This window comes from Streptomyces sp. NPDC094448 (assembly GCF_044763775.1).
GTDB lineage: Bacteria > Actinomycetota > Actinomycetes > Streptomycetales > Streptomycetaceae > Streptomyces.
Genome location: NZ_JBIWGU010000001.1, coordinates 366,634 through 389,664 on the forward strand (window position 1 = coordinate 366,634; position 23,031 = coordinate 389,664).

A 23,031-nucleotide genomic window follows, 5' to 3' on the forward strand; every position below is an offset into this window, starting at 1 on the left:
GCGGCCTCGTCAGGGAGGTATGGATGAACGCATATCTGCGTCGTGCCGTGGTCGCCGCCACCGCCGTCGTCACCGCGGTGGGCCTCGCCGCCTGCGGCAGCGCCAAGGAGGCCGGAGACCGGGCCGAGGACACGGAGAAGCCCGCCGGCGGTGACGAGATCACCGTCGGCCTGCTGCTCCCGGAGAACCAGACCGCCCGCTACGAGAAGTTCGACAAACCGCTGATCGAGAAGCGGATCGGGGAGCTGACGAACGGCAAGGGCAAGGTCGTCTACGCCAATGCCAAACAGGACGCGAACCTCCAGACCCAGCAGGTCGACACGATGATCACCAACAAGGTCGACGTGCTGGTGCTCGACGCGGTGGACGCCAAGGCGATCGCGGGCGGGGTGAAGAAGGCCAAGGGCGCGGGCATACCGGTGGTGGCCTACGACCGGCTGGCCGAGGGGCCGATCGACGCGTACACCTCCTTCGACAACGAGGAGGTCGGCCGGGTCCAGGGCGAGGCCCTGCTCGCCGCCCTCGGCGACAAGGCGAAGTCCGGGAAGGTCGTGATGATGAACGGATCGGTGACCGACCCCAACGCCGCCCTGTACAAGAAGGGTTCGCACGCCGTCCTCGACGGCAAGGTGGACATCGGCAAGGAGTTCGACACCAAGGAGTGGAAGCCGGAGAACGCCAACTCCAATATGGAGAGCGCGATCACCGCCCTCGGCAAGGACAAGATCATCGGGGTCTACTCCGCGAACGACGGGATGGCGGGCGGCATCATCACCGCACTCAAGGCCGCCGGGGTGACCAAACTGCCCCCGGTCACCGGTCAGGACGCCGAACTCGCCGCCGTCCAGCGCATCGTCGCCGGTGAGCAGTACCAGAGCGTCTACAAGCCCTACGCCGGTGAGGCGAACGCCGCGGCCGAGATGGCCGTCGCCCTCGCCCGGGGCGAGAAGCCCGGCGCCGTCGCCAAGGACTCCGTGGACAGCCCGACCACCAAGGGCGTCCCCTCCGCACTCGTCCCGGTCGTCTCCCTGACGAAGACGAACATCAAGGAGACCGTCCTCAAGGACGGTATCTACACCCTCGACGAGATCTGCACCCCCAAGTACCGCGCCGCCTGCGGCGCGCTGGGCCTGGTCTGACGAACGGTGCCGTCCGGCCCGGAGGGCGGACCCGGGCCGGAGCGGCCGGGTCCGCCGGGCCGGGCCCGCCCGTGAACCCCCTCCGCCCCCGCCGCGGCCGAGCCGCCGGCGGTGGGCCGGACGTACCCCCACCCCCGCCGGTCAGGCGGCGAAGGAGTTGGTCGACGTGTCCGCTGCGCCCGTACTGGCGTTGCGAGGGATCTCGAAACGTTTCGGTGCCGTCCAGGCCCTCACCGATGTGGACCTGGAGGTCCGGGCCGGCGAGGTGGTCGCCCTCGTCGGCGACAACGGCGCCGGAAAGTCCACCCTCATCAAGACGATCGCCGGGGTCCACCCCGTCGACGAAGGAACCGTGGAGTGGGACGGCCGTCCCGTCCGGATCGACCGCCCGCACGACGCCCAGCGGCTGGGCATCGCCACCGTCTACCAGGACCTGGCGCTCTGCGACAATCTCGACGTCGTCGGAAACCTCTTCCTCGGCCGGGAGCTGAAGCGCGGGGGCGTCCTCGACGAGATCGAGATGGAGCGCCGCTCCCACGGGCTGCTCACCGATCTCGCCATCCGTATCCCCAGCGTCCGTATTCCGATCGCCTCCCTCTCCGGCGGCCAGCGCCAGACGGTGGCGATCGCCCGCTCCCTGCTCGGCTCGCCCCGGCTGGTGATCCTCGACGAGCCGACCGCCGCACTCGGCGTGGAGCAGACGGCCCAGGTGCTCGATCTGGTCGAGAAGCTGCGCGAACGCGGTCTCGCGACCATCCTCATCAGCCACAACATGGCCGATGTGAAGGCCGTCGCGGACCGGGTCGCGGTACTGCGGCTGGGCCGCAACAACGGGGTGTTCGAGGTCGGGAGCACCTCCCAGGAGGACATCGTCGCGGCGATCACGGGAGCGACGGACAACGCGGTCACCCGGCGGGCGGCGCGCAGTGAGGAGCCGGTCCGATGAGCGCGGAGCAGACGTCCCCCCGGGAGACACCCCCGGAGCGGTCCGGTGACACCGGCGCCGTACCCCTGGCGAAGGAGCACCGGAACCCCCGGGAGAGCGGACCTCCGGCGGCCGGAGCCCCGGCGGTCGGAGCCCCGGCCCCGGCCCCCGACGCGATCACCGCCGTCGACCCCCGGCTGCTCGTCCGGGAACAGGGCTTCGCGGGGTACGCGGCCGAGTTCGCCCGCCGGATGCGCTCCGGCGAACTCGGCTCCGTACCGGTCATCGTCGGACTGATCGTCATCTGGACCACGTTCCAGTCCCTCAACTCCGCCTTCCTGTCGGCGCAGAACATCTCCAATATCTCCGTCGACATCGCGGGCACCGGCCTGATCGCCGTCGGTGTGGTCTTCGTGCTGCTCCTCGGCGAGATCGACCTCTCCGTCGGCTCGGTCAGCGGACTGGCGGGCGCCGCGTTCGGGGTCCTCAACGTCACCCACGGCGTCCCCGAGTGGCTCGCGCTGATCCTGGCCGTGCTCTCCGGTACCGCGGCCGGTCTGGTCCACGGCTTCTTCTTCGCCCGGATCGGGGTGCCCGCCTTCGTCGTCACGATGGCCGGACTGCTGGTGTGGAACGGTCTGATGCTTCAGATCCTGGGCGCCAACGGCACCATCAACCTCGACGACTCCGGGCTGGTGGCCAAGCTCACCACGTACTACTTCTCCGATATCGCCGCGGCCTACGGGCTGGCGGCGGCCGTGGTCGCCGGATACTTCCTCGCCGCCTTCCTCGGGGCGCGCCGCCGGGACGCCGCGGGCGTGCCGTCGCGCCCGCTCAGTGAACTGCTCCTGCGTACGGCCCTGCTCGCGGCGGTCTGCTTCCCGGTGGCCCATCTGCTCAACCAGTACAAGGGGCTGCCGCTGGCTCTGGTGATCTTTGTGACGGTGGTGGCCGCGACGGATGTGGTCCTGCGGCGGACCGGGTTCGGCCGCCGGGTCTTCGCCCTGGGCGGCAGCATCGAGGCGTCCCGGCGCGCCGGAATCGACGTGGCGGGGATCCGGACGGCGGTCTTCGCCATCGCCGGGACCCTGGCCGCCATGGGCGGTCTGATGCTCGCCTCGAAGATCAACGCCGCGAACCAGGGAGCGGGCTCCGGCGATCTGCTGATGAGCTCCATCGCGGCGGCGGTGATCGGCGGTACGAGCCTGTTCGGCGGCCGCGGGCGGACCTGGTCGGCCCTGCTGGGCGTGCTGGTGATCGTCTCCATCCAGAAGGGCCTCCAGCTGGAGAGCATCGCCGAACCCGTGAAGTACATGATCACCGGTGGGGTGCTGCTGGCCGCCGTGGTGATCGACTCGGTATCGCGCCGCACCCAGAAGGCCGCGGGCAGGGCCTGACACGGATGGCGGTGCGCCGGTCCTGCCCGGACGGAACCACGGCCCCGGACCGGGCGTACCGCGCCGTCGCCGACGGCCGTACGGGTGACGGCCCGGTACGGCCCCGGGGCCGTACCGGGCCGGCTGCTGCCGGGCCCGGCCGGGCGGCGCCCCGGCGGGGGCGGGCACACCACCGGCGGCCCCGCCCTCGCACCGGCCGGGGCCTCTTTTACGGGCCCGGCGCCCCGGGCCGGGCCGCCGCCGCGCCCGAAACCAGTGAGACCTCCGTCACACATCCCGTCGCATATCCCCGCCGGACGGCGCCCCGGGCACCGCTCACCTGTAGGGGCGTTCAGTTGTTCGTGAGGTGACGGCCCGCCCCTTCGGTCGCGCCGCAGACCCCAAACACTAGACTCGGTCAGATCACCACGAACGACGGCGACGATTCGACCAGCTAAGGGCTGTCCCGCCGATCCCGCGCCCACCGGGGATCACGGCACCGTCCTCAGACGCCCAGCTCAACACGCAAGGAGGCACGGGTGACGCTGCTTACCCGTATCAGGGGACCGCGCGATCTGGACACGCTCAGCCCGGAGCAGCTCGTCAAGCTGGCCGCGGAGATCCGGACCTTCCTCGTGGACGCGGTCTCCAAGACCGGCGGCCACCTGGGCCCCAATCTGGGTGTGGTCGAGCTGACCATCGCCCTGCACCGGGTCTTCGACTCCCCGAAGGACCGGATCCTGTGGGACACCGGCCACCAGAGCTATGTGCACAAGCTGCTCACCGGCCGCCAGGACTTCTCCCGGCTGAAGATGAAGGGCGGCCTCTCCGGCTACCCCTGCCAGGCCGAGTCCGACCACGACGTCATCGAGAACTCGCACGCCTCCACCGTCCTCGGCTGGGCCGACGGCATCGCCAAGGGCAACGAGGTGCTCGGCAAGGACGACCATGTCGTCGCCGTCATCGGCGACGGGGCCCTGACCGGCGGAATGGCCTGGGAGGCGCTGAACAACATCGCCGCCGCCAAGGACCGCCCCCTCGTGATCGTCGTCAACGACAACGAGCGGTCCTACGCGCCCACGATCGGCGGCCTCGCCAACCACCTCGCCACCCTCCGTACCACCGACGGGTACGAACGCTTCCTCGCCCGCGGCAAGGACCTCCTCGGCCGCACCCCCGTCGTCGGCAAACCCCTCTACGAGACGCTGCACGGCGCCAAGAAGGGCCTCAAGGACTTCATCGCCCCCCAGGGCATGTTCGAGGACCTCGGCCTGAAGTACGTCGGCCCCATCGACGGCCACGACCTGGAGGCGCTGGAGTCCGCGCTGGCCCGGGCCAAGCGGTTCAACGGCCCGGTGATCATCCACTGCCTCACCGAGAAGGGCCGCGGCTACCAGCCCGCCCTCCAGGACGAGGCCGACCGGTTCCACGCCGTCGGCAAGATCCACCCCGACACCGGGCTGCCGATCGCCTCCTCCGGCCTCGACTGGACGTCCGTCTTCGGCGAGGAGATGGTGAAGCTCGGCGAGGAGCGGCCCGACGTGGTCGCCATCACCGCCGCCATGCTCCAGCCCGTCGGCCTCGAAAAGTTCGCCAAGGCCTTCCCCGGCCGGGTGTACGACGTCGGCATCGCCGAACAGCACGGCGCGGCCTCCGCGGCCGGTCTGGCCACCGCCGGTGTCCACCCCGTCTTCGCCGTGTACGCGACCTTCCTCAACCGCGCCTTCGACCAGGTCCTGATGGATGTCGCCCTGCACCGCTGCGGTGTCACCTTCGTCCTCGACCGGGCCGGTATCACCGGCACCGACGGCGCCTCCCACAACGGCATGTGGGACATGTCCATCCTCCAGGTCGTCCCCGGTCTGCGGATCGCCGCGCCGCGCGACGCCGACCAGGTGCGCGCCCAGCTCCGGGAGGCGGTCAGCGTCGACGACGCGCCCACCGTCGTCCGCTTCTCCAAGGGCGCGGTCGGCCCCGCGGTCAAGGCCGTCGGCCGGGTCGGCGGCATGGACGTGCTCCGGGAGCCCGGTACGGACACCCCGGACGTCCTCCTCGTCTCCGTCGGCGCGCTCGCCCCGATGTGCCTGGAGATCGCCGGCCTCCTCGACCAGCAGGGCATCTCCACCACCGTGGTCGACCCCCGCTGGGTCAAGCCGGTCGACGAGGCACTCGTCCCGCTCGCCGACCGCCACCGGGTCGTCGTCACCGTCGAGGACGGCATCCGCACCGGAGGTGTGGGCGCCGCCGTCGCCCAGGCGCTGCGCGACGCGAACGTCGACGTACCGCTGCGCGACTTCGGCATCCCGCCGCGCTTCCTCGACCATGCGTCCCGCGCCGAGCTGCTCACCGAGATCGGGCTGACCGCGCCCGATATCGCCCGCCAGGTCACCGGTCTGGTCTCCCGGCTGGACGGCCGCTTCGACGAGAGCGCCGAGACCGAATCCGCGGAGCCGGTCCGCGACTGACGTGTCCGGGCCCGGTGGGACCACCCCTGACGGGTGGTCCTGCCGGGCCCATTCGCGTGAAACCCACCCGTACGGACCCTTCCGGACCACCACTCGTCCCGATCATGTCGGGACGACACCTGTGGAGGTCCCCGGTGAGCACAGAGACCGACCCCGCGCCCAGGACGGGCGCGTTCCGTACGAAGACCGTCGAGCAGTCCATCCGGGACACCGAGGAGCCCGAGCACGCGCTCAGGAAATCCCTCTCCGCGCTCGACCTCACGGTCTTCGGTGTCGGGGTCATCATCGGCACCGGCATCTTCGTACTGACCGGGGCCGTCGCCAAGGAGAACGCGGGCCCCGCCACCTCACTCGCCTTCGTCGTCGCGGGCGTCGTCTGCGCACTGGCCGCCCTCTGCTACGCCGAGTTCGCCTCCACCGTGCCCGTCGCCGGATCCGCCTACACCTTCGCCTACGCCTCCCTCGGCGAACTGCCCGCCTGGATCATCGGCTGGGACCTCGTCCTGGAATTCGCCCTCGGCACGGCCGTGGTCGCGGTCGGCTGGTCCGGCTATCTGCGCTCCCTGATGGAGAACATCGGCTGGCAGCTCCCCGACGCCCTGTCCGGCACCAACGACATCACCGGATTCGGCTTCGACCTGCTGGCGTTCCTGCTGGTGCTGGCGCTCACCGCGGTGCTCGTCGCCGGTATGAAGCTCTCCGCCCGGGTCACCAGCCTGATCGTGGCCATCAAAGTCGTGGTCGTACTCATCGTGATCGTCGCCGGATCCTTCTTCATCAAGGTCTCCAACTGGGACCCCTTCATCCCCCCGGCCGAACCGCAGACCGGTGAATCCGGCCTCCAGGAACCCCTGGTGCAACTGCTCTTCGGCTACGCCCCCACCAACTTCGGCGTCCTCGGCATCTTCACCGCCGCCTCCGTCGTGTTCTTCGCCTTCATCGGCTTCGACGTGGTCGCCACCGCCGCCGAGGAGACCCGGCTCCCGCAGCGGGACATGCCCCGCGGCATCATCGGCTCCCTCTTCATCTGCACCGTGCTCTACGTCGCCGTCTCCATCGTCGTCACCGGGATGCAGCACTACACCGACCTCTCCATCGACGCCCCGCTCGCCGACGCCTTCAAATCCACCGGACACCCCTGGTACGCGGGCGTCATCAGCTTCGGCGCCGTCATCGGTCTGATGTCGGTCTGTCTGATCCTGCTGCTCGGCCAGACCCGGGTGTTCTTCGCCATGAGCCGGGACGGGCTGCTGCCGCGGTTCTTCTCCGTCACCCACCCCACCTTCCGCACCCCCTACCGCGCCACGATCCTGCTCGGCACGGTCATCGCGATCGTCGCCGGCTTCACCAACATCCAGGAACTGGCGGTGCTGGTGAACATCGGCACGCTGTTCGCGTTCGTCGTGGTCGCCCTCGGCGTGCTCATCCTCCGCCGCACCCGCCCCGACCTGCCGCGCGCCTTCCGCACCCCGCTGGTGCCCTGGCTGCCGATCGTCTCGGTCGCCGCTTCCGTCTGGCTGATGCTCAATCTGCCCGCCGAGACCTGGCTGCGGTTCGGGGCGTGGATGGCCCTCGGTGTGATCGTCTACTACGCGTACGGACGCCGGCACAGCCGCCTCGGCAAGAGCGCCGAGGGCGATGGCACGCCCGCGCGGAGCCCTCAGGGTCCGTAGACCGCCCGCGGGCCGATCGTCCGGCCGCCCGCGGCCGCCACCCGCTCACGCAGCCCCCGATCGGCCGTGACGACCACACACGGCCGCTCCGGGGCCGCCTCGGCGACCAGCTCGGCGATCCGGTCGTCACCGCTGCCGGGCGCCTCGTCCACCCGGACGCCCGGCACCGAGGCCGCACCCCGCGCCGCGCCCTCCACCACCAGTACGATCTCCAGCGGCCCCGGCACCCCCGGCACCCCGTCCGCGGTACGCCCGGCGAGCCGGTCCCGCAGCCGTCCGGCGGCGGCGCGGCGGTCCCGCCACCAGCCGTCGGGCACCGAGCCGACGACGTTCGCACCGTCCACGATCAGCAGAGTCACCATCACCGGTCCCGTCGAACAGGGATAAGGGGCCGTACGGAACGGATCCGTACGGCCCCTTGGTACACCACGCTACGCGGGCACGCTCGCCACGCCCGGCGCCAGGAACGGCTTGCCGTTGACCCGCTCCGAAACGCCCTCACGGTCGAGGTACGGGGTGATGCCGCCCAGATGGAACGGCCAGCCCGCACCCGTGATCAGACAGAGGTCGACGTCCTGAGCCTCGGCCACGACACCCTCGTCGAGCATCAGCCCGATCTCCTGCGCCACCGCCTCCAGCACCCGGGCCCGCACCTGCTCCTCGGTCAGCACCGCATCGCCCTGCACCAGCAGCGCCGCGACCTCCGGGTCCAGCTCCGGCCGCCCGGAATCGTAGACGTAGAAGCCCCGCTTGCCCGCCGCGACCACCGCGGCCAGATTGGGGGAGACCGTGAAACGGTCCGGGAAGGCGCGGTTGAGGGTCTCGGAGACATGCAGACCGATCGCCGGGCCCACCAGCTCCAGCAGCACCAGCGGCGACATCGGCAGCCCCAGCGGCTCCACCGCCCGCTCCGCCGTCGCCACCGGGGTGCCCTCGTCGATCACGTTCTGGATCTCGCCCATGAAGCGGGTCAGGATCCGGTTCACGACGAACGCCGGAGCGTCCTTGACCAGGACGGCCGTCTTCTTCACCTGCTTCGCCACGGCGAAGGCCGTCGCCAGCGACGCCTCGTCGGTCCGCTCCCCGCGGACGATCTCCAGCAGCGGCAGGATCGCGACCGGGTTGAAGAAGTGGAAGCCGACGACCCGCTCCGGGTGCTTCAGCTTCGACGCCATCTCGGAGACCGAGAGGGAGGAGGTGTTGGTCGCCAGGATCGCGTGCGCCGGGGCCACGGCCTCGACCTCCGCGAACACCTGCTGCTTGACGCCCAGCTCCTCGAAGACGGCCTCGATCACGAAGTCCGCGTCGGCGAAACCCTCCGCCTTGTCCAGGACACCCTTCACCAGGGCCTTCAACCGGTTGGCCCGGTCCTGGTCGATCCGGCCCTTGCCGAGCAGCTTGTCGATCTCGGCACGGACATAGCCCACGCCCTTGTCGATGCGCTCCTGGTCGATATCGGTCAGCACGACCGGCACTTCGAGGCGGCGCAGGAACAGCAGCGCCAGCTGGGATGCCATCAGGCCCGCGCCCACCACACCGACCTTGGTGACCGGGCGGGCCAGGCTCCGGTCCGGGGCGCCCACGGGCCGCTTGGCGCGCTTCTGCACCAGGTTGAAGGCGTACAGACCGCTGCGCAGCTCACCGCCCATGATCAGATCCGCCAGCGCCCGGTCCTCGGCGTCGAAACCGGCCTGGAGGTCGCCGTCCTTCGCGGCCGCGATGATCTCCAGGGCGCGGTAGGCGGCCGGAGCTGCACCGTGCACCTTGGCGTCGGCGATCGCCCGGCCCCGGGCGACGGCCGTGTCCCAGCCCTCGCCGCGGTCCACCTCGGCCCGCTCCACCACGGTCTCGCCGCGCAGGACCGAGGCGGTCCACAGCAGCGACTGCTCCAGGAAGTCCGCACCGTCGAAGAGCGCGTCCGCGATCCCCAGCTCGAACACCTGGCCGCCCTTGAGCTGGCGGTTCTGGTTGAGGGAGTTTTCGATGATCACCGTCACCGCACGGTCCGCGCCGATCAGGTTCGGCAGCAGCGCGCAGCCGCCCCAGCCGGGCACCAGACCGAGGAAGACCTCGGGCAGCGAGAACGCCGGGACCGCCCGCGAGACCGTGCGGTACGTGCAGTGCAGCCCGACCTCGACACCGCCGCCCATCGACGCGCCGTTGTAGTAGGCGAAGGTCGGCACCGCGAGCCCGGCGAGCCGCTTGAAGACGTCGTGGCCGCCCTTGCCGATGGCGAGCGCGTCCTCGTGGCGCCCCAGCAGCTCGACGCCCTTGAGATCGGCGCCCACGGCGAAGATGAACGGCTTGCCGGTCAGACCGGCACCGACGATCTCACCGTCCGCGGCCTCCCGCTCGACCTGGTCGATCGCGGCGTCGAGATTCGCCAGCGACTGCGGGCCGAACGTGGTCGGCTTGGTGTGGTCCAGACCGTTGTCCAGCGTGATCAGCGCGAAGCGCCCGGCGCCGGGAAGCTCCAGATGGCGTACGTGCGCCGCGGTGACGACCTCGTCCGGAAACAACTCGGCCGCGCCCTTCAGCAGTTCGGCGGTGGTGCTCACTTGTCCCCCTCGAAGTGCGGGTTCTCCCAGATGACGGTGGCGCCCATGCCGAAGCCGACGCACATCGTGGTGAGGCCGTAACGGACCTCGGGCTGCTCCTCGAACTGCCGGGCCAGCTGGGTCATCAGCCGGACGCCGGAGGAGGCCAGCGGGTGGCCGAAGGCGATCGCGCCGCCGTACTGGTTGACCCGCGGATCGTCGTCGGCGATGCCGTAGTGCTCCAGGAAGGCCAGCACCTGGACCGCGAACGCCTCGTTGATCTCGAACAGGCCGATGTCCCCGATCGCCAGACCCGCCTGGGCCAGCGCCTTCTCGGTGGCCGGGATCGGGCCGTACCCCATCACCTCGGGCTCCACCCCGGCGAAGGAGTAGGACACCAGACGCATCTTCACCGGCAGGCCGTTCGCACGGGCGAACTCCTCGGAGGCGATCACCGCGGCGGTGGCGCCGTCGTTGAGCCCGGCGGCGTTACCGGCCGTGACCCGGCCGTGGGTACGGAACGGGGTCTTCAGCCCGGCCAGGTTCTCCAGCGTGGTCCCCGGACGCATCGGCTCGTCCTGAGTCGCCAGGCCCCAGCCGGTCTCCCCGCCCTCGGGGCTGGTGCGGCGGATCGCGACCGGCACCAGATCCTGCTGGATCTTCCCGTTCGCGTACGCCTTCGCCGCCTTCTCCTGGGACCGTACGGCGTACTCGTCGGCGCGCTGCTTGGTGATGGAGGGGTAGCGGTCGTGCAGGTTCTCCGCAGTCATGCCCATGAAGAGGGCGGACTCGTCGACCAGCTTCTCCGAGACGAACCGGGGGTTCGGGTCGACGCCCTCGCCCATCGGGTGGCGGCCCATGTGCTCCACGCCGCCCGCGATCACGGCGTCGTACGCGCCGAAGGCGATCGACCCGGCGGTCGTCGTCACGGCGGTCAGCGCGCCCGCGCACATCCGGTCCACCGAGTAACCCGGTACGGACTGCGGCAGCCCGGCGAGAAGCCCGGCGGTCCGGCCGATGGTCAGCCCCTGGTCACCGATCTGCGTGGTCGCCGCGACGGCGACCTCGTCGATCTTCGCGGGGTCGAGGGCCGGGTTGCGGCGCAGCAGCTCCCGGATCGCCTTCACGATCAGATCGTCGGCGCGGGTCTCGTGGTAGATGCCCTTCGGGCCCGCCTTGCCGAACGGGGTGCGGACGCCGTCGACGAAGACGACGTCCCTGAGGGTACGAGGCACGATGGCTCTCCTCCAGGTGCGGGTGGCACTGCTGCGGGTGCGCTGAGCGCGCGCTTGCCTGCATGCTACTTACCGGTAACCCCGGTGCCCACCCCTTGCTCTGCGAGTGGCGTCACATTCCGGCCGCGGTACCCGGCCCCGGCCCCCGGGTACCCGCGGGATGCGGGCGGCTCCTGCGCCTCAATCGCCGGCGGGGCTTAAAGATGGGTGACCGTTGCTCCGTGGTGTAGGCCACCGACCCACCCGCACCCGACAAGACCCCGTGCCTACCCCACGGAGCAACGCAACCCGACCGCCGGAGGGCCCGCACCGCGCGGGGGCGGCCCGGTGCCGAAGGCATGAGGGGGCGGAACTGCGCGACCGGCCCCCACGGCCCGCGGCCGGAAGCAGGCCCCACCCCCCGGGGTTACCGCCCCGGAGGGGTCAGGGCCTCGGAGAGGGAGACCGAGGTCAGGGTGGACTGCCAGGGGCGGGCGCCCAGGGCCGAGAGTGCCGTCGCGACCCCGTCCGGGCTCGTGTCCGCCGGCGGCTCCCAGCAGATCCGCCGCACCGTGTCCGGTGAGATCAGGTTCTCCTGCGGCAGGTTCAGCTCCTCCGCGAGCGCCGAGACCGCCGTCCGGGCGGCGGAGAGCCGGGCGGCCGCGGCCGGGTCCTTGTCCGCCCAGGCCCTCGGCGGCGGGGGGCCGGTCATGGGCTGTCCGGGCTGCGGCAGCTCCAGGTCCGGCAGGGCCCGTGCCCGGTCGATCGCGGCCTGCCACTGTTCGAGCTGGCGCCGCCCCATCCGGTGGCCGAAGCCGTTGAGCCCGGCCAGGGCGTGGGCGTTCGGCGGTACGGCCAGCGCGGCCTCGATGATGGCGGCGTCGCCGAGGACCTTGCCGGGGGAGACGTCGCGCCGCTGGGCGATCCGGTCCCGGGTGGTCCACAGCTCCCGTACGACCGCCATCTGACGGCGGCGGCGCACCTTGTGCATACCGGAGGTGCGGCGCCAGGGGTCCTTGCGGGGTGCGGGCGGCGGGGCGGTGGCGATGGCGTCGAACTCCTGCCGGGCCCACTCCAGCTTGCCCTGCCGGTCCAGCTCCTTCTCCAGCGCGTCCCGCAGGTCGATCAGCAGCTCGACGTCGAGTGCGGCGTACCGCAGCCAGGGTTCGGGCAGCGGCCGGGTGGACCAGTCGACGGCGGAGTGGCCCTTCTCCAGGGCGTATCCGAGGACGGATTCGACCATGGCGCCGAGGCCGACCCGGGGGAAGCCGGCGAGCCGCCCGGCCAGCTCGGTGTCGAAGAGCCGGGTGGGAACCATGCCTATTTCGCGGAGGCAGGGCAGATCCTGGGTGGCGGCGTGGAGGATCCACTCGGTGTCGGAGAGCGCGGCGCCCAGGGAGGTGAGGTCGGGGCAGCCGACGGGGTCGATCAGGGCGCTGCCCGCGCCCTCGCGGCGGAGCTGGACGAGGTAGGCGCGCTGGCCGTAGCGGTAGCCGGAGGCGCGTTCGGCGTCGACGGCGACGGGGCCGGTGCCCGCCGCGAACGCGGCGACGACGGCCGCCAGTGCTTCGGCGTCGGCCACCACCGGGGGGATGCCCTCGCGGGGCTCCAGCAGGGGAGTGGGGCTTTCTTCGGCTGCGACGCCGGCGTCCGGGGGAGCGCCCCCGGCGGTTCGCAGTGCGGTCTCTGCTGCGGGGTTATGGGCGTCGGTCACGTGTCAAGGGTATCCGTGAACCCGGCGCGCCTGTCGACGGAAACGATCCGCCGACAGGCGCATGGGGGAGCGAAGGGGTCAGTGGATGATGCCCGTGCGCAGGGCGACCGCGACCATTCCGGCCCGGTCGCCGGTGCCGAGCTTGCGCGCGATCCGCGCCAGATGGCTTTTCACGGTGAGCGCCGACAGGCCCATGGAGACGCCGATGGCCTTGTTCGACTGGCCCTCCGCCACCAGCCGCAGGACCTCGACCTCGCGGCCGGACAGCTCCCGGTAGCCGCCCGGGTGGCTGGGGGCGCCGGGCGGACGGCGGTGGCCGAGCCGGGCCGCGGCCGCGCCGATGGGGGCCGCGCCGGGCCGGGTGGGGTGCCCGATATTGGTACGGGTCCCGGTGACGACATAGCCCTTCACCCCGCCCGCCAGGGCGTTGCGGACGGCGCCGATGTCATCGGCGGCGGAGAGGGCGAGGCCGTTCGGCCAGCCCGCGGCGCGGGTCTCGGAGAGGAGGGTGAGCCCGGATCCGTCGGGCAGGTGGACGTCGGCGACACAGATGTCGCGGGGGTTGCCGATCCGGGGGCGGGCCTCCGCGATGGACGAGGCTTCGATCACGTCCCGGACGCCGAGCGCCCACAGGTGGCGGGTGACGGTGGAGCGGACGCGCGGATCGGCCACGACGACCATCGCGGTCGGCTTGTTCGGACGGTAGGCGACCAGGCTTGCGGGCTGCTCGAGAAGGACGGACACCGGGCTCCTCCTGGGGGGAAGGTGCGGGGACGGGGCCGGCTCGGGGGTGAAGCCGGGGCAATCCGTGAAGTTAGGGTCATTGACCTCTTCGGCAGCCCGTGCGGTGTCCTTTAGGGAATGATCACTATTCAGTGAGTAACAATTGGTGCAATTCGGACGGGTGCTCGATGATCCTACGAGTGATCTCCCCGGCCCCGCGCAGCGCGGCAGCGGGGTCGCACGGACGGAAACGGCCGCGCGGCCCGGGAGGAGTATCCCGGGCCGCGCGGCCGTGCCGTGACGCCGTCAATCCCGGCGGTGCTGCGGTCCCCGCCGCTGCGGCAGGCTCACCACCCCTGTCACCGGCTCCGGACCACCCCCCGGGGCGGGGGGCAGTCCGGCGAGCTGGCAGAGCAGATCGCACCAGGCCGCGAGGTGTGCGGCGGTGTCCGGCACCCCGCCGGGACCCTCCTCGGGCGTCCAGGACGCCCGGATCTCGATCTGGGTCGCGGGGCGCCGGGGCGAAAGTCCTCCGAAGTAGTGAGAGCCCGCACGCGTGACGGTCCCGCTCGCCTCCCCGTACGACAGCCCGCGCGCCTCCAGCGCGCCCGTCAGCCAGGACCAGCAGACCTCGGGCAGCAGTGGATCCGCCGCCATCTCCGGCTCCAGTTCGGCCCGGACCAGGGTCACCAGCCGGAAGGTGCCGTGCCACGCCTCGTGCCCGGCCGGATCGTGGAGCAGCACCAGCCGGCCGTCCGCCAGATCCTCGTCGTCCTCGACGACCGCCGCCTCCAGCGCGTACGCGTACGGCGCCAGCTTCTGCGGGGCACGGGCCGGGTCCACTTCGATCTCGGGGCGCAGCCCGGCGCCCCGCAGTGCCTCCACCGCCCGCCGGAACGCCTTCGGGACGGAGTCGCCCGCCGGGGCGCCCCCGTCCGGGTGTGAATGTTCAGCATGATCGGAAAAACGTCCCTGAGCCGCAGCCATGCGGGGAAGACTAGGCGGAACGCGGCTTCCGCGCAGGGAAGGACACCCGGGCCGGTCGGCCGCTTTTCCCGGCCGTGGGAGGATTCGGTGCGTGAGTGCCTACGACCGCCCCCCGGGCCAGCAGCCGAAGACGTACGATTCAGCCTTTCTGAAGGCCTGTCGCCGCGAGCCGGTGCCGCACACTCCGGTCTGGTTCATGCGGCAGGCGGGGCGCTCGCTGCCGGAGTATCTGAAGGTCCGTGAGGGCATTCCGATGCTGGAGTCCTGCATGCGGCCGGAGCTGGTCAAGGAGATCACCCTCCAGCCGGTGCGCCGGCACGGCGTGGACGCCGCGATCTACTTCAGCGACATCGTCGTCCCGCTCAAGGCCATCGGGATCGACCTCGACATCAAGCCCGGTGTGGGGCCGGTCGTCGCCGAGCCGGTCCGCAGCCGCGCCGACCTCGCCAGGCTGCGGGATCTGACCCCGGAGGACGTCTGGTACGTCACGGAGGCCATCGGCCTGCTGACCGAGGAGCTGGGCGGCACCCCGCTGATCGGCTTCGCGGGCGCCCCCTTCACCCTCGCCAGCTATCTCGTCGAGGGCGGCCCGTCCCGCAACCACGAGCACACCAAGGCGCTGATGTACGGCGATCCGGAGCTGTGGGCGGATCTGCTGGACCGGCTCGCGGAGATCACCTCCGCCTTCCTCAAGGTCCAGATCGAGGCCGGTGCGAGCGCCGTGCAGCTCTTCGACTCCTGGGTGGGTGCCCTCGCCCCGGCGGACTACCGGCGCTCGGTGCTGCCCGCGTCCACCAAGGTCTTCGACGCGGTCGCCGGCTACGGGGTGCCCCGGATCCACTTCGGTGTGGGTACGGGTGAGCTGCTCGGCCTGCTGGGCGAGGCGGGCGCCGACGTCGTCGGTGTCGACTGGCGCGTCCCCCTCGACGAGGCCGCCCGCCGGGTGGGCCCGGGGAAGGCGCTCCAGGGCAATCTGGACCCCGCGGTCCTCTTCGCCCCCCGCGAGGCGGTCGAGGCGAAGACCCGCGAGGTGCTGGCGGCGGCCGCCGGTCTGGAGGGCCATGTCTTCAACCTGGGCCACGGCGTCCTGCCGTCGATGGACCCGGACGCGCTGACCCGCCTCACCGAGTTCGTCCACACCGAGACCGCCCGCTGACCGGTCGCCCGCCGGGCCCGGGCTGTGCGCCCGGGGCCCGGCGGGATCCGGCAGGTCTCAGCCCGCGGTGAGGGCCCTCAGGGCCTTGCGGGCCGCGACCAGCACCGGGTCCCATACCGGTGAGAACGGCGGCGCGTAGCCGAGGTCGAGCGTCGTCATCCGCTCGACCGTCATTCCGGCCGTCAGCGCCACCGCCGCGATGTCGACCCGCTTCGCCGCCCCCTCGCGGCCCACGATCTGGAGCCCGAGGAGCCGTCCCGCGCCGCGCTCCGCGAGGATCTTCACCGTCATCGCCGAGGCGTCGGGGTAGTACCCGGCCCGGCTGGTCGACTCGACGGTCGCGGTGACGTACTGCAGTCCGGCGGCCGCCGCGTCCTTCTCCCGCAGCCCGGTCCTGGCGATCTCCAGATCGCACACCTTGCTGACGGCGGTGCCCACGACCCCGGGGAAGGTGCCGTAGCCGCCGCCGATATTCGCCCCGATGATCTGGCCGTGCTTGTTGGCGTGGGTCCCGAGCGGGATGTACCGGTCCCGGCCCGACACCAGGTCGAGGACCTCCACACAGTCCCCGCCCGCCCAGATCGCGTCCCGGCCGCGGACCCGCATCGACAGGTCGGTCAGCAGCCCCCCGTGCTCCCCGGTCGGCAGCCCGGCGGCCCGGGCGAGTGTGGTCTCCGGTGCCACCCCGATCCCGAGGACGACGACGTCCGCCGGATACTCGGCGTCCGCCGTCGCCACCGCGCGTACCCGCCCGTCGTCGCCGGTGCGGATCGCGGTGACGCCGGCCCGGTTGACGGTCGTGATGCCGAGACCGTCCATCGCCGTGTGCACCAGCCGCCCCATATCGGGGTCCAGGGTCGCCATCGGCTGCTCCCCGCGGTTCAGGACCGTGACCTCGAAACCGCGGTTCAGCAGGGCCTCCGCCATCTCGACGCCGATGTACCCCGCGCCCACGACGACCGCCCGGCGGCGCCCCGGGGCCCCGCCGGGCGAGCCGAGGCCCTCCAGGGTGCCGAGGAGGGCCTGTCCGTCGTCGAGGTTCTGCACCCCGTGTACCCCGGGCGCCCCGATCCCGGGGATCGGCGGGCGGACCGGCCGCGCCCCGGTGGCGATCACCAGCCGGTCCCAGCCCGTCCACGACTCCGCGCCGCTCGCCAGGTCCCGGGTGCGCACCCGTCCCCGGTCCGGGTCGATCTCCACGACCTCCGTCCGCATCCGCAGGTCGATCCCGCGGGCCCGGTGCTCGTCGGGCGTCCGGGCGATCAGCTCGTCCCGCTCCGCGACCTGCCCGCCGATCCAGTACGGGATCCCGCACGCCGAGTACGAGGCGAAGTGACCGCGCTCGAAGGCGACGATCTCCAGCTCGTCCGGTGTGCGGAACCTGCGTGCCTGCGATGCGGCGGACATGCCCGCCGCGTCGCCCCCGATGACCACCAGTCGCTGTGCTGCCATGGGACACACGCTACGTCGGCCGGTGGGCCGGGGATCAGTCCCGGTCCGGTCCGGCGCCGGCCTCCGCTCCGGCGGGCGCGGGCTCGGATGCGTACCGGGCCCCGGCCCACCCCGGCGCCGGAGCGGCCGCCGCCTTCCCGTCGTGGGCCGCTGCGGGCTTGTCGTTGCCGTCGCCGGACGCCGCGGAGCAGCCGGAGACCGCCAGGACCCCGGCCGCCGCCGGCGCGGCGGACACCCGTCGATGACGCATGTCTTCCCTGCGCGGAACCGGAGGCCCGGCACCGCATCGTGTCCGTCGTCCCGTGCCCGTGCGACGGAGCCCCCCGCGGACCCTTGCCGTCCGGCGGTCCCCGAACCGGTCACGTTCGGGACTCGGAACGGCATTTGAGAGAGTGGGGGCATGGATTCCGCGCACCGCGGCGGCGCAGGTACGGCCGCCGCCCCCGGCACACAGACCGCCCCCGGCACCATCGGCGGGGGTACGCCCCCGGGCCGTGCCGTCGTCGTCGGCGGCGGTATCTCCGGGCTGACCGCCGCCCACCGGCTGGCCGGTGCGGGCTGGCGGGTCACCCTGCTGGAGACCGCCGCCGTGCTCGGCGGGAAGCTGGCCGTGGGCGAGATCGCGGGTGTCCCCGTCGATCTGGGTGCCGAGTCGATGCTCGCCCGCCGCCCGGAGGCCGCCGACCTGGCCCGTTCCGTCGGTCTCGGCGACCGGCTGGAGGCCCCGGCCACCACGACCGCCTCCGTATGGACCGGGGGCGCCCTGCGGCCCATGCCCAAGGGCCATGTGATGGGCGTGCCCGCCGACGCGGGGTCCCTCGCCGGACTGCTCACCCCCGAGGGCGTGGCGCGCATCGCCCGGGAGCGCGAGCTGCCGCCCGCCGCCGTCGGCGGCGACGTCGCCATCGGCCGCTATGTCGCCGACCGCCTCGGTGACGAGGTCGTCGACCGGCTGGTGGAGCCGCTCCTCGGCGGGGTGTACGCGGGTGACGCCTACCGCCTCTCGATGCGGGCCGCCGTCCCCGCACTCTTCGAGGCCGCCCGCAGCCACCCGTACCTCCTGGACGCCGTCCGTGCCGTCCAGGAGGCGGCCGCGGCCCGGCAGCAGGGCGGACCCGTCTTCCTCGGCCTCGACGGCGGGGTCGGCACCCTGCCGCTCGCCGTCGCCGACGCCGTCCGTGCGGCGGGCGGCGAGCTGCGCACCGGCACCCGGGTCCTCGGCCTCGAACGGGGCGCGGACGGCTGGCACGTACGGACGGACCGCGGCGAGACCCTGACCGCCGACGCCGTCGTCCTCGCGACTCCCGCCTGGTCCACGGCCGAGCTGCTGTCCGCGGAGTCCCCGGCGGCCGCCGCCGAACTCGGCCGTATCGAGTACGCCTCGATGACCCTCATCACCCTGGCGTTCCGCCGCGCCGACCCGGCCGCCGCGGCCCTGCCGGACGGCAGCGGCTTCCTCGTCCCCGCGGGCGAGGGCCTGACCATCAAGGCGTCCACCTTCTCCAGCCGCAAATGGCGGTGGGTCGACAGAGCCTCCGCCGACGAGGGGCTGGCCGTTCTGCGTACCTCGGTCGGTCGCTACGGCGACGAGGACCATCTGGACCGGGAGGACGGCGAACTCGTCGAGGTGTCCCTGCGCGACCTCGGGGCCGCCACCGGGCTCGCGGCCCGGCCCGTCGCGAGCACCGTGACCCGGTGGATCGGCGGACTGCCGCAGTACCCCGTGGGCCATCTCGACCGGACCGCGCGGATCCGCGCGGAGGTCGCGAAGCTTCCCGGGCTCGCGGTCTGCGGGGCCGCGTACGACGGTGTCGGCATCCCCGCCTGCATCGCCGACGGGCAGCGCGCGGCGGACACGGCCGCCGCGGGCCGGACCCGGGCGACGGGCCCCGGAGGCGACGCGGGACAATGACCTCATGAGTGCGCCAGAGAAGATCCCGAACGCGGGCAAGAAGGCCAAGGACCTCAACGAGGTCATCCGCTACACACTGTGGTCGGTCTTCAAGCTCCGTGACGTACTGCCCGACGACCGCGCCGGCTGGGCCGACGAGGTCGAGGAACTGTTCGCGAAGCTGGCCGCCGAGGACGTCACGATCCGCGGCACGTACGACCTCTCCGGTCTCCGTGCCGATGCCGACGTGATGATCTGGTGGCACGCCGAGACCGCGGACGAGCTGCAGGACGCGTACAACCGCTTCCGCCGCACCCGCTTCGGCCGGGCGCTGGTCCCCGTGTGGTCCAATATGGCGCTCCACCGGCCCGCGGAGTTCAACAAGTCCCATATTCCGGCGTTCCTGGCCGACGAGCGGGCCCGGGACTACGTCAGCGTCTACCCGTTCGTCCGCTCCTACGACTGGTACCTGCTGCCCGACGAGGACCGGCGGCGGATGCTCGCCGACCACGGGAAGATGGCCCGCGGCTATCCGGACGTCCGGGCCAACACCGTGGCGTCGTTCTCCCTCGGCGACTACGAGTGGCTCCTCGCCTTCGAGGCGGACGAACTGCACCGGATCGTCGACCTGATGCGCCATCTGCGTGCCTCGGAGGCGCGGATGCACGTCCGCGAGGAGGTCCCCTTCTACACCGGCCGGCTGAAGTCCGTGGCGGACCTGGTGGCGGACCTCGCCTGACGGGCGGACCCGGGCGGCGGCTTGGTTGCTGTCACGGCCACGCCCGTGGCCCGCGCGCCCCGAGGGCGCCCGGCGCGGGCGCGGGGCGGTCAAGAACCCGGTTGCGGCCCGGACCACCCCCGCGGCCTGAGGCTGTGTTGTCCCGGGGGGGGCGCCCCCCGGACCCCCGGCAGTGGCCGGGCGCGGGGCGGTCAAGAACCCGGTTGCGGCCCGGACCACCCCCGCGGCCTGAGGCTGTGTTGTCCCGGGGGGGCGACCCCCGGACCCCCGGCAGTGGCCGGGCGCGGGGCGGTCAAGAACCCGGTTGCGGCCCGGACCACCCCCGCGGCCTGAGAAGATGCTCGGCGGAGGAGGTCCGGGGGCGGCACCGCCCCCGGAAGACCGGGGACGGGTCCGCACGGGACCCGGGCTCCGTGACCCGGAAGATCAGACGGCGGGGTGCAGCGGCTGCGGCCGCAGCGTCCGCTGTTCCAGCGACACCGGGTCGGGCTCCGGGTGCGGCGCGCACGACGCGCGCCGCACCGGCGCCTCGCCGCGCAGCAGATAGTCCTCCAGATAGGCGTTGACGCAGTCGTTCGCACCGCCGCCGATCCCGTGCGTACCCGCGTCCTCCTCCGTGACCAGGACCGACCCCTTCAGCCTCCGCGCCAGCTCCTTCGCCCCTTCGTACGGCGTCGCCGCATCGTTCTCCGCGGCCAGGATCAGCACCGGCGGCAGGGTGCCCCAGCGGGCGCGTACCTCCAGCGGCTGCTGCCGCGGCGCCCGCCAGAACGCGCACGGCAGGTTCATCCACGCGTTGTCCCAGGTCTCGAACGGAGCCTTGCGGGCCAGCGCCGTGTTGTCCCGGTCCCACACCTTCCACTCGGTGGGCCAGGGCGCGTCGTTGCAGAGGATCGCCGTGTACACGGCGTTGGAGTTCTCCGACTCCGCCGCCCACTCCTTCTTCGGCGCCGCCTGCCGGATCAGCGGCTTCTCATTGCCCTTCAGATACTCCGACAGGGCCGACGCACGGGCCGGCCAGTAGTCGTCGTAGTAGGCGGCGCCCAGGAACGCGGACTGGAGCTGCGCCGGTCCCACGATCCCGCCCGCGGGCTCCTTCGCGACCCGGGACTTCGCCTCCTCGTAGCGGCGGGCCACCGCCCCGGCGGTGGTTCCCAGACCGAAGGCGTCGTCGTGCCTGGCCACCCAGGCGCGGAAGTCGGCCCAGCGGCGTTCGAACGCGAAGGACTGGTCGAGGTTGTTGCGGTACCAGATCTTGTCGCGGGCCGGATGCACCGCCGAGTCGAAGACCATCCGGCGGACGTGCGAGGGGAACAGCGTGGCGTACAGGGCCCCGAAGTACGTGCCGTAGGAGGCGCCCATGAACGTCAGCCGTTCCTGGCCGAGGGCGGCGCGCAGCACATCGAGGTCGCGGGCGTTGTTGAGGGACGTGTAGTGGCGCAGCGCGTCGCCCGTCCGCCGGGCGCAGCCGTCGGCGTACTCCCTGGCCTCCGCGATCCGGGCCCGCTTGAACGCCGGGGAGGGATGCGTCTCGGACGCCGTAGGGGCCTTGACGGACTCCGCGGCGTCCTGGCACGACAGGGGTGCCGAGCGGCCGACACCGCGCGGGGCGTAGCCGATCAGATCGTAGGCATGGGCGATCCGCTTCCACTCCTGGAGCTGTCCGGCGAGCGGGAAGTACATGCTGGACGCGCCCGGCCCGCCCGGGTTGTAGACCAAGGCGCCTTGGTACGCGCCGGGTTCGCCGGTCGCGGCGATCCGGCTGACCGTCAGGGCGATCCGGCGCCCGCCGGGTTCGGCGTAGTCGAGGGGGACCTCCACCGTGCCGCAGGTGACGGTCTCGGGGAGGCCTTCCGCTGCCGGGCAGTCCCCGAAGGCGATGCCGCGTTCGGCGGCGCGGGCCGCGGCGACGGCGGTACCCCGGGTCTCCGGCGTCACGGCGTCGCCGGAGCCGTGGACCGCGGTACCCGTGGCGGGCGTCACCGTCAGCGCGGACAGGACCAGCGAACCGAGACCGGCGACCAGCCCGTACCCCACCCCTTTACTCGTCACGTTCCGGTTCCCTTTCTGCGGACGGACGGCACATGCCATGCGGTCAAGGGATTTTTCGGGGTATGTGTCGAGCTGTAAAGCACCTTGGTGGGGTGTCGCGTTCAATGCCCCCGATGCGCCGCACGGGTAGCCGCGCGCTCCCGCCGGCCGCTGCTGAGCGCCCGGCGCAGCAGCGGGTCCTCGATGGCGTCGGGACCGGCGACCGCGATCGCGGTGAGCCGTCCCCGTTCGGTGCCGTCGGCGGTGGTGATCAGCCCGGCCAGGAGCCGTCTGCCCTCGGGGGAGGCCCAGCCCAGATAGGGGCGTATCTCGGCCCGCCCGATCAGCAGGGCGGTCAGGGTGAGCAGCAGCGGCAGCGCGAACCAGGGGAGCAGCGCGCTGCCCGGAACACCCCCGCCGGGCAGGGCGAGGGCGGCGACCGTCAGCACGGGTACGGCGAAGGCGGCGGCGCGGACCTGGCGTACGGCCGCGGCGGACCGGGCCCGGGAGGTGTCGGGGACGGCGAGCCCGGCTTCCTCCAGCGAGGCGGCTATGGCCCGTACGGCATCGGCGGTTCCGGCCGCCCGCCGTACCGCGTCCGTACGGGCCTGGTGGCCGGCCGGCCCTATGGCCCGTATCACCGAACGCTCCAGTACATGGTCGGTGTCCGCGTCGACGACGGTCGCCCAGCCGGTGTGCGCGAGCAGCAGCGCCCGGCGGCGGTGCATGGTGACCAGGGTGACGTCCATGACCCGCCCCGGTCCGCCCGCGAGGAATGCGGCTTCGAGGAGCGTCAGTTCGCGGTCCCGTGGCCGGGTGGAGCGGCGGGCCTGGTGCGGGGCGGCGGCCACGGCGGCTCGGCAGAGCCGCACGCAGGCGGCGCCCGCGGCGGCCCAGGCGAGGGCCAGGAGGAGGATCCGGAGCATGGGCGTGTTGTACGCGAAGAGGGGCCCGGCCGCCACGGGTTTTCCGCCGCCGTCCGGCGAGGGGGTGGCGGCCGGGAGGTTCC

At 72.5% G+C, this 23,031-nt stretch carries 18 protein-coding genes; 8 read left to right on the forward strand and 10 right to left on the reverse strand.

Annotated features, from left to right (window positions below; all coding sequences use genetic code 11):
* The first annotated feature begins 23 nt into the window (after window positions 1-23).
* From ACIQ9E_RS01420 to ACIQ9E_RS01440, 5 genes are all read left to right on the forward strand, one after another.
* On the forward strand, window positions 24-1,139 hold the full coding sequence (locus tag ACIQ9E_RS01420; protein WP_403700162.1) for a substrate-binding domain-containing protein: 1,116 nt from the start codon (window positions 24-26) through the stop codon (window positions 1,137-1,139).
* Window positions 1,140-1,296: 157 nt separating this feature from the next.
* Entirely contained in the window at window positions 1,297-2,085 is a 789-nt protein-coding gene (locus ACIQ9E_RS01425) for an ATP-binding cassette domain-containing protein (protein WP_403700163.1), read from the forward strand.
* A complete protein-coding gene (locus tag ACIQ9E_RS01430; protein WP_403700166.1) occupies window positions 2,082-3,461 on the forward strand; it encodes a sugar ABC transporter permease in 1,380 nt (459 codons plus the stop codon). Before ACIQ9E_RS01425 ends, ACIQ9E_RS01430 begins: the two co-directional genes overlap by 4 nt.
* A gap of 518 nt (window positions 3,462-3,979) precedes the next feature.
* On the forward strand, window positions 3,980-5,905 hold the full coding sequence (dxs, locus tag ACIQ9E_RS01435) for a 1-deoxy-D-xylulose-5-phosphate synthase (protein WP_403700168.1): 1,926 nt from the start codon (window positions 3,980-3,982) through the stop codon (window positions 5,903-5,905).
* Between the two features lie 134 nt (window positions 5,906-6,039).
* A complete protein-coding gene (locus ACIQ9E_RS01440; protein WP_403700171.1) occupies window positions 6,040-7,578 on the forward strand; it encodes an amino acid permease in 1,539 nt (512 codons plus the stop codon).
* Here ACIQ9E_RS01440 and ACIQ9E_RS01445 read toward each other — a convergent pair.
* From ACIQ9E_RS01445 to ACIQ9E_RS01470, 6 genes are all read right to left on the reverse strand, one after another.
* The gene (locus tag ACIQ9E_RS01445; protein ID WP_403700173.1) at window positions 7,566-7,940 is read right to left on the reverse strand and encodes an NTP pyrophosphohydrolase; all 375 of its coding nucleotides are present in this window, start codon (window positions 7,938-7,940) and stop codon (window positions 7,566-7,568) included. The genes ACIQ9E_RS01440 and ACIQ9E_RS01445 overlap by 13 nt on opposite strands.
* 69 nt (window positions 7,941-8,009) lie before the next feature.
* Complete coding sequence (locus ACIQ9E_RS01450; RefSeq protein ID WP_403700176.1) at window positions 8,010-10,136, reverse strand: 3-hydroxyacyl-CoA dehydrogenase NAD-binding domain-containing protein; 2,127 nt, start codon at window positions 10,134-10,136, stop codon at window positions 8,010-8,012.
* On the reverse strand, window positions 10,133-11,350 hold the full coding sequence (locus ACIQ9E_RS01455; protein WP_403700178.1) for a thiolase family protein: 1,218 nt from the start codon (window positions 11,348-11,350) through the stop codon (window positions 10,133-10,135). Before ACIQ9E_RS01455 ends, ACIQ9E_RS01450 begins: the two co-directional genes overlap by 4 nt.
* Before the next feature lie 406 nt (window positions 11,351-11,756).
* The gene (locus tag ACIQ9E_RS01460) at window positions 11,757-13,043 is read right to left on the reverse strand and encodes an HRDC domain-containing protein (protein WP_403700181.1); all 1,287 of its coding nucleotides are present in this window, start codon (window positions 13,041-13,043) and stop codon (window positions 11,757-11,759) included.
* Window positions 13,044-13,121: 78 nt separating this feature from the next.
* A complete protein-coding gene (locus ACIQ9E_RS01465; RefSeq protein ID WP_006345827.1) occupies window positions 13,122-13,787 on the reverse strand; it encodes a response regulator transcription factor in 666 nt (221 codons plus the stop codon).
* 285 nt (window positions 13,788-14,072) lie between these two features.
* Window positions 14,073-14,753 carry a DUF3000 domain-containing protein gene (locus ACIQ9E_RS01470; RefSeq protein WP_403700184.1) on the reverse strand — a complete coding sequence of 227 codons (681 nt, stop codon included), beginning with the start codon at window positions 14,751-14,753 and terminating at the stop codon, window positions 14,073-14,075.
* 91 nt (window positions 14,754-14,844) lie between these two features.
* Between ACIQ9E_RS01470 and hemE the strand changes: the two genes are divergently transcribed.
* Window positions 14,845-15,909: a uroporphyrinogen decarboxylase gene (gene hemE, locus ACIQ9E_RS01475; protein WP_403700187.1), complete on the forward strand. Its 1,065-nt coding sequence runs from the start codon at window positions 14,845-14,847 to the stop codon at window positions 15,907-15,909.
* A 57-nt stretch (window positions 15,910-15,966) separates the two neighbouring features.
* On the opposite strand, the gene ACIQ9E_RS01480 is transcribed toward hemE, so the two are convergent.
* Together ACIQ9E_RS01480 and ACIQ9E_RS01485 are read right to left on the reverse strand one after the other, a co-directional pair.
* On the reverse strand, window positions 15,967-17,361 hold the full coding sequence (locus tag ACIQ9E_RS01480) for an FAD-dependent oxidoreductase (RefSeq protein WP_403700190.1): 1,395 nt from the start codon (window positions 17,359-17,361) through the stop codon (window positions 15,967-15,969).
* 34 nt (window positions 17,362-17,395) lie between these two features.
* A complete protein-coding gene (locus tag ACIQ9E_RS01485) occupies window positions 17,396-17,611 on the reverse strand; it encodes a hypothetical protein (protein ID WP_403700193.1) in 216 nt (71 codons plus the stop codon).
* 150 nt (window positions 17,612-17,761) lie between these two features.
* On the opposite strand from ACIQ9E_RS01485, the gene hemG reads away from it, so the two are divergent.
* A complete protein-coding gene (hemG, locus tag ACIQ9E_RS01490) occupies window positions 17,762-19,273 on the forward strand; it encodes a protoporphyrinogen oxidase (protein WP_403700196.1) in 1,512 nt (503 codons plus the stop codon).
* 4 nt (window positions 19,274-19,277) lie between these two features.
* Window positions 19,278-19,991: a hydrogen peroxide-dependent heme synthase gene (hemQ, locus tag ACIQ9E_RS01495; RefSeq protein WP_403700199.1), complete on the forward strand. Its 714-nt coding sequence runs from the start codon at window positions 19,278-19,280 to the stop codon at window positions 19,989-19,991.
* Between the two features lie 426 nt (window positions 19,992-20,417).
* Here the strand turns inward: hemQ and ACIQ9E_RS01500 are convergent, their stop codons facing one another.
* Entirely contained in the window at window positions 20,418-22,028 is a 1,611-nt protein-coding gene (locus ACIQ9E_RS01500) for an alpha/beta hydrolase (protein WP_403701270.1), read from the reverse strand.
* A 116-nt stretch (window positions 22,029-22,144) separates the two neighbouring features.
* Entirely contained in the window at window positions 22,145-22,948 is an 804-nt protein-coding gene (locus ACIQ9E_RS01505; RefSeq protein ID WP_403701273.1) for a TIGR04222 domain-containing membrane protein, read from the reverse strand.
* Window positions 22,949-23,031 lie beyond the last annotated feature (83 nt).

Excerpts from the sequence above, each read along its gene's own strand:
- ACIQ9E_RS01485 (WP_403700193.1), bottom strand. The coding sequence starts at position 17,611 with ATGCGTCATCGACGGGTGTCCGCCGCGCCGGCGGCGGCCGGGGTCCTG.
- ACIQ9E_RS01420 (WP_403700162.1), top strand. The coding sequence starts at position 24 with ATGAACGCATATCTGCGTCGTGCCGTGGTCGCCGCCACCGCCGTCGTC.
- hemG (WP_403700196.1), top strand. The coding sequence starts at position 17,762 with ATGGATTCCGCGCACCGCGGCGGCGCAGGTACGGCCGCCGCCCCCGGC.
- ACIQ9E_RS01480 (WP_403700190.1), bottom strand. The coding sequence starts at position 17,361 with ATGGCAGCACAGCGACTGGTGGTCATCGGGGGCGACGCGGCGGGCATG.
- ACIQ9E_RS01445 (WP_403700173.1), bottom strand. The coding sequence starts at position 7,940 with ATGGTGACTCTGCTGATCGTGGACGGTGCGAACGTCGTCGGCTCGGTG.
- ACIQ9E_RS01470 (WP_403700184.1), bottom strand. The coding sequence starts at position 14,753 with ATGGCTGCGGCTCAGGGACGTTTTTCCGATCATGCTGAACATTCACAC.
- ACIQ9E_RS01505 (WP_403701273.1), bottom strand. The coding sequence starts at position 22,948 with ATGCTCCGGATCCTCCTCCTGGCCCTCGCCTGGGCCGCCGCGGGCGCC.
- hemQ (WP_403700199.1), top strand. The coding sequence starts at position 19,278 with ATGAGTGCGCCAGAGAAGATCCCGAACGCGGGCAAGAAGGCCAAGGAC.
- ACIQ9E_RS01430 (WP_403700166.1), top strand. The coding sequence starts at position 2,082 with ATGAGCGCGGAGCAGACGTCCCCCCGGGAGACACCCCCGGAGCGGTCC.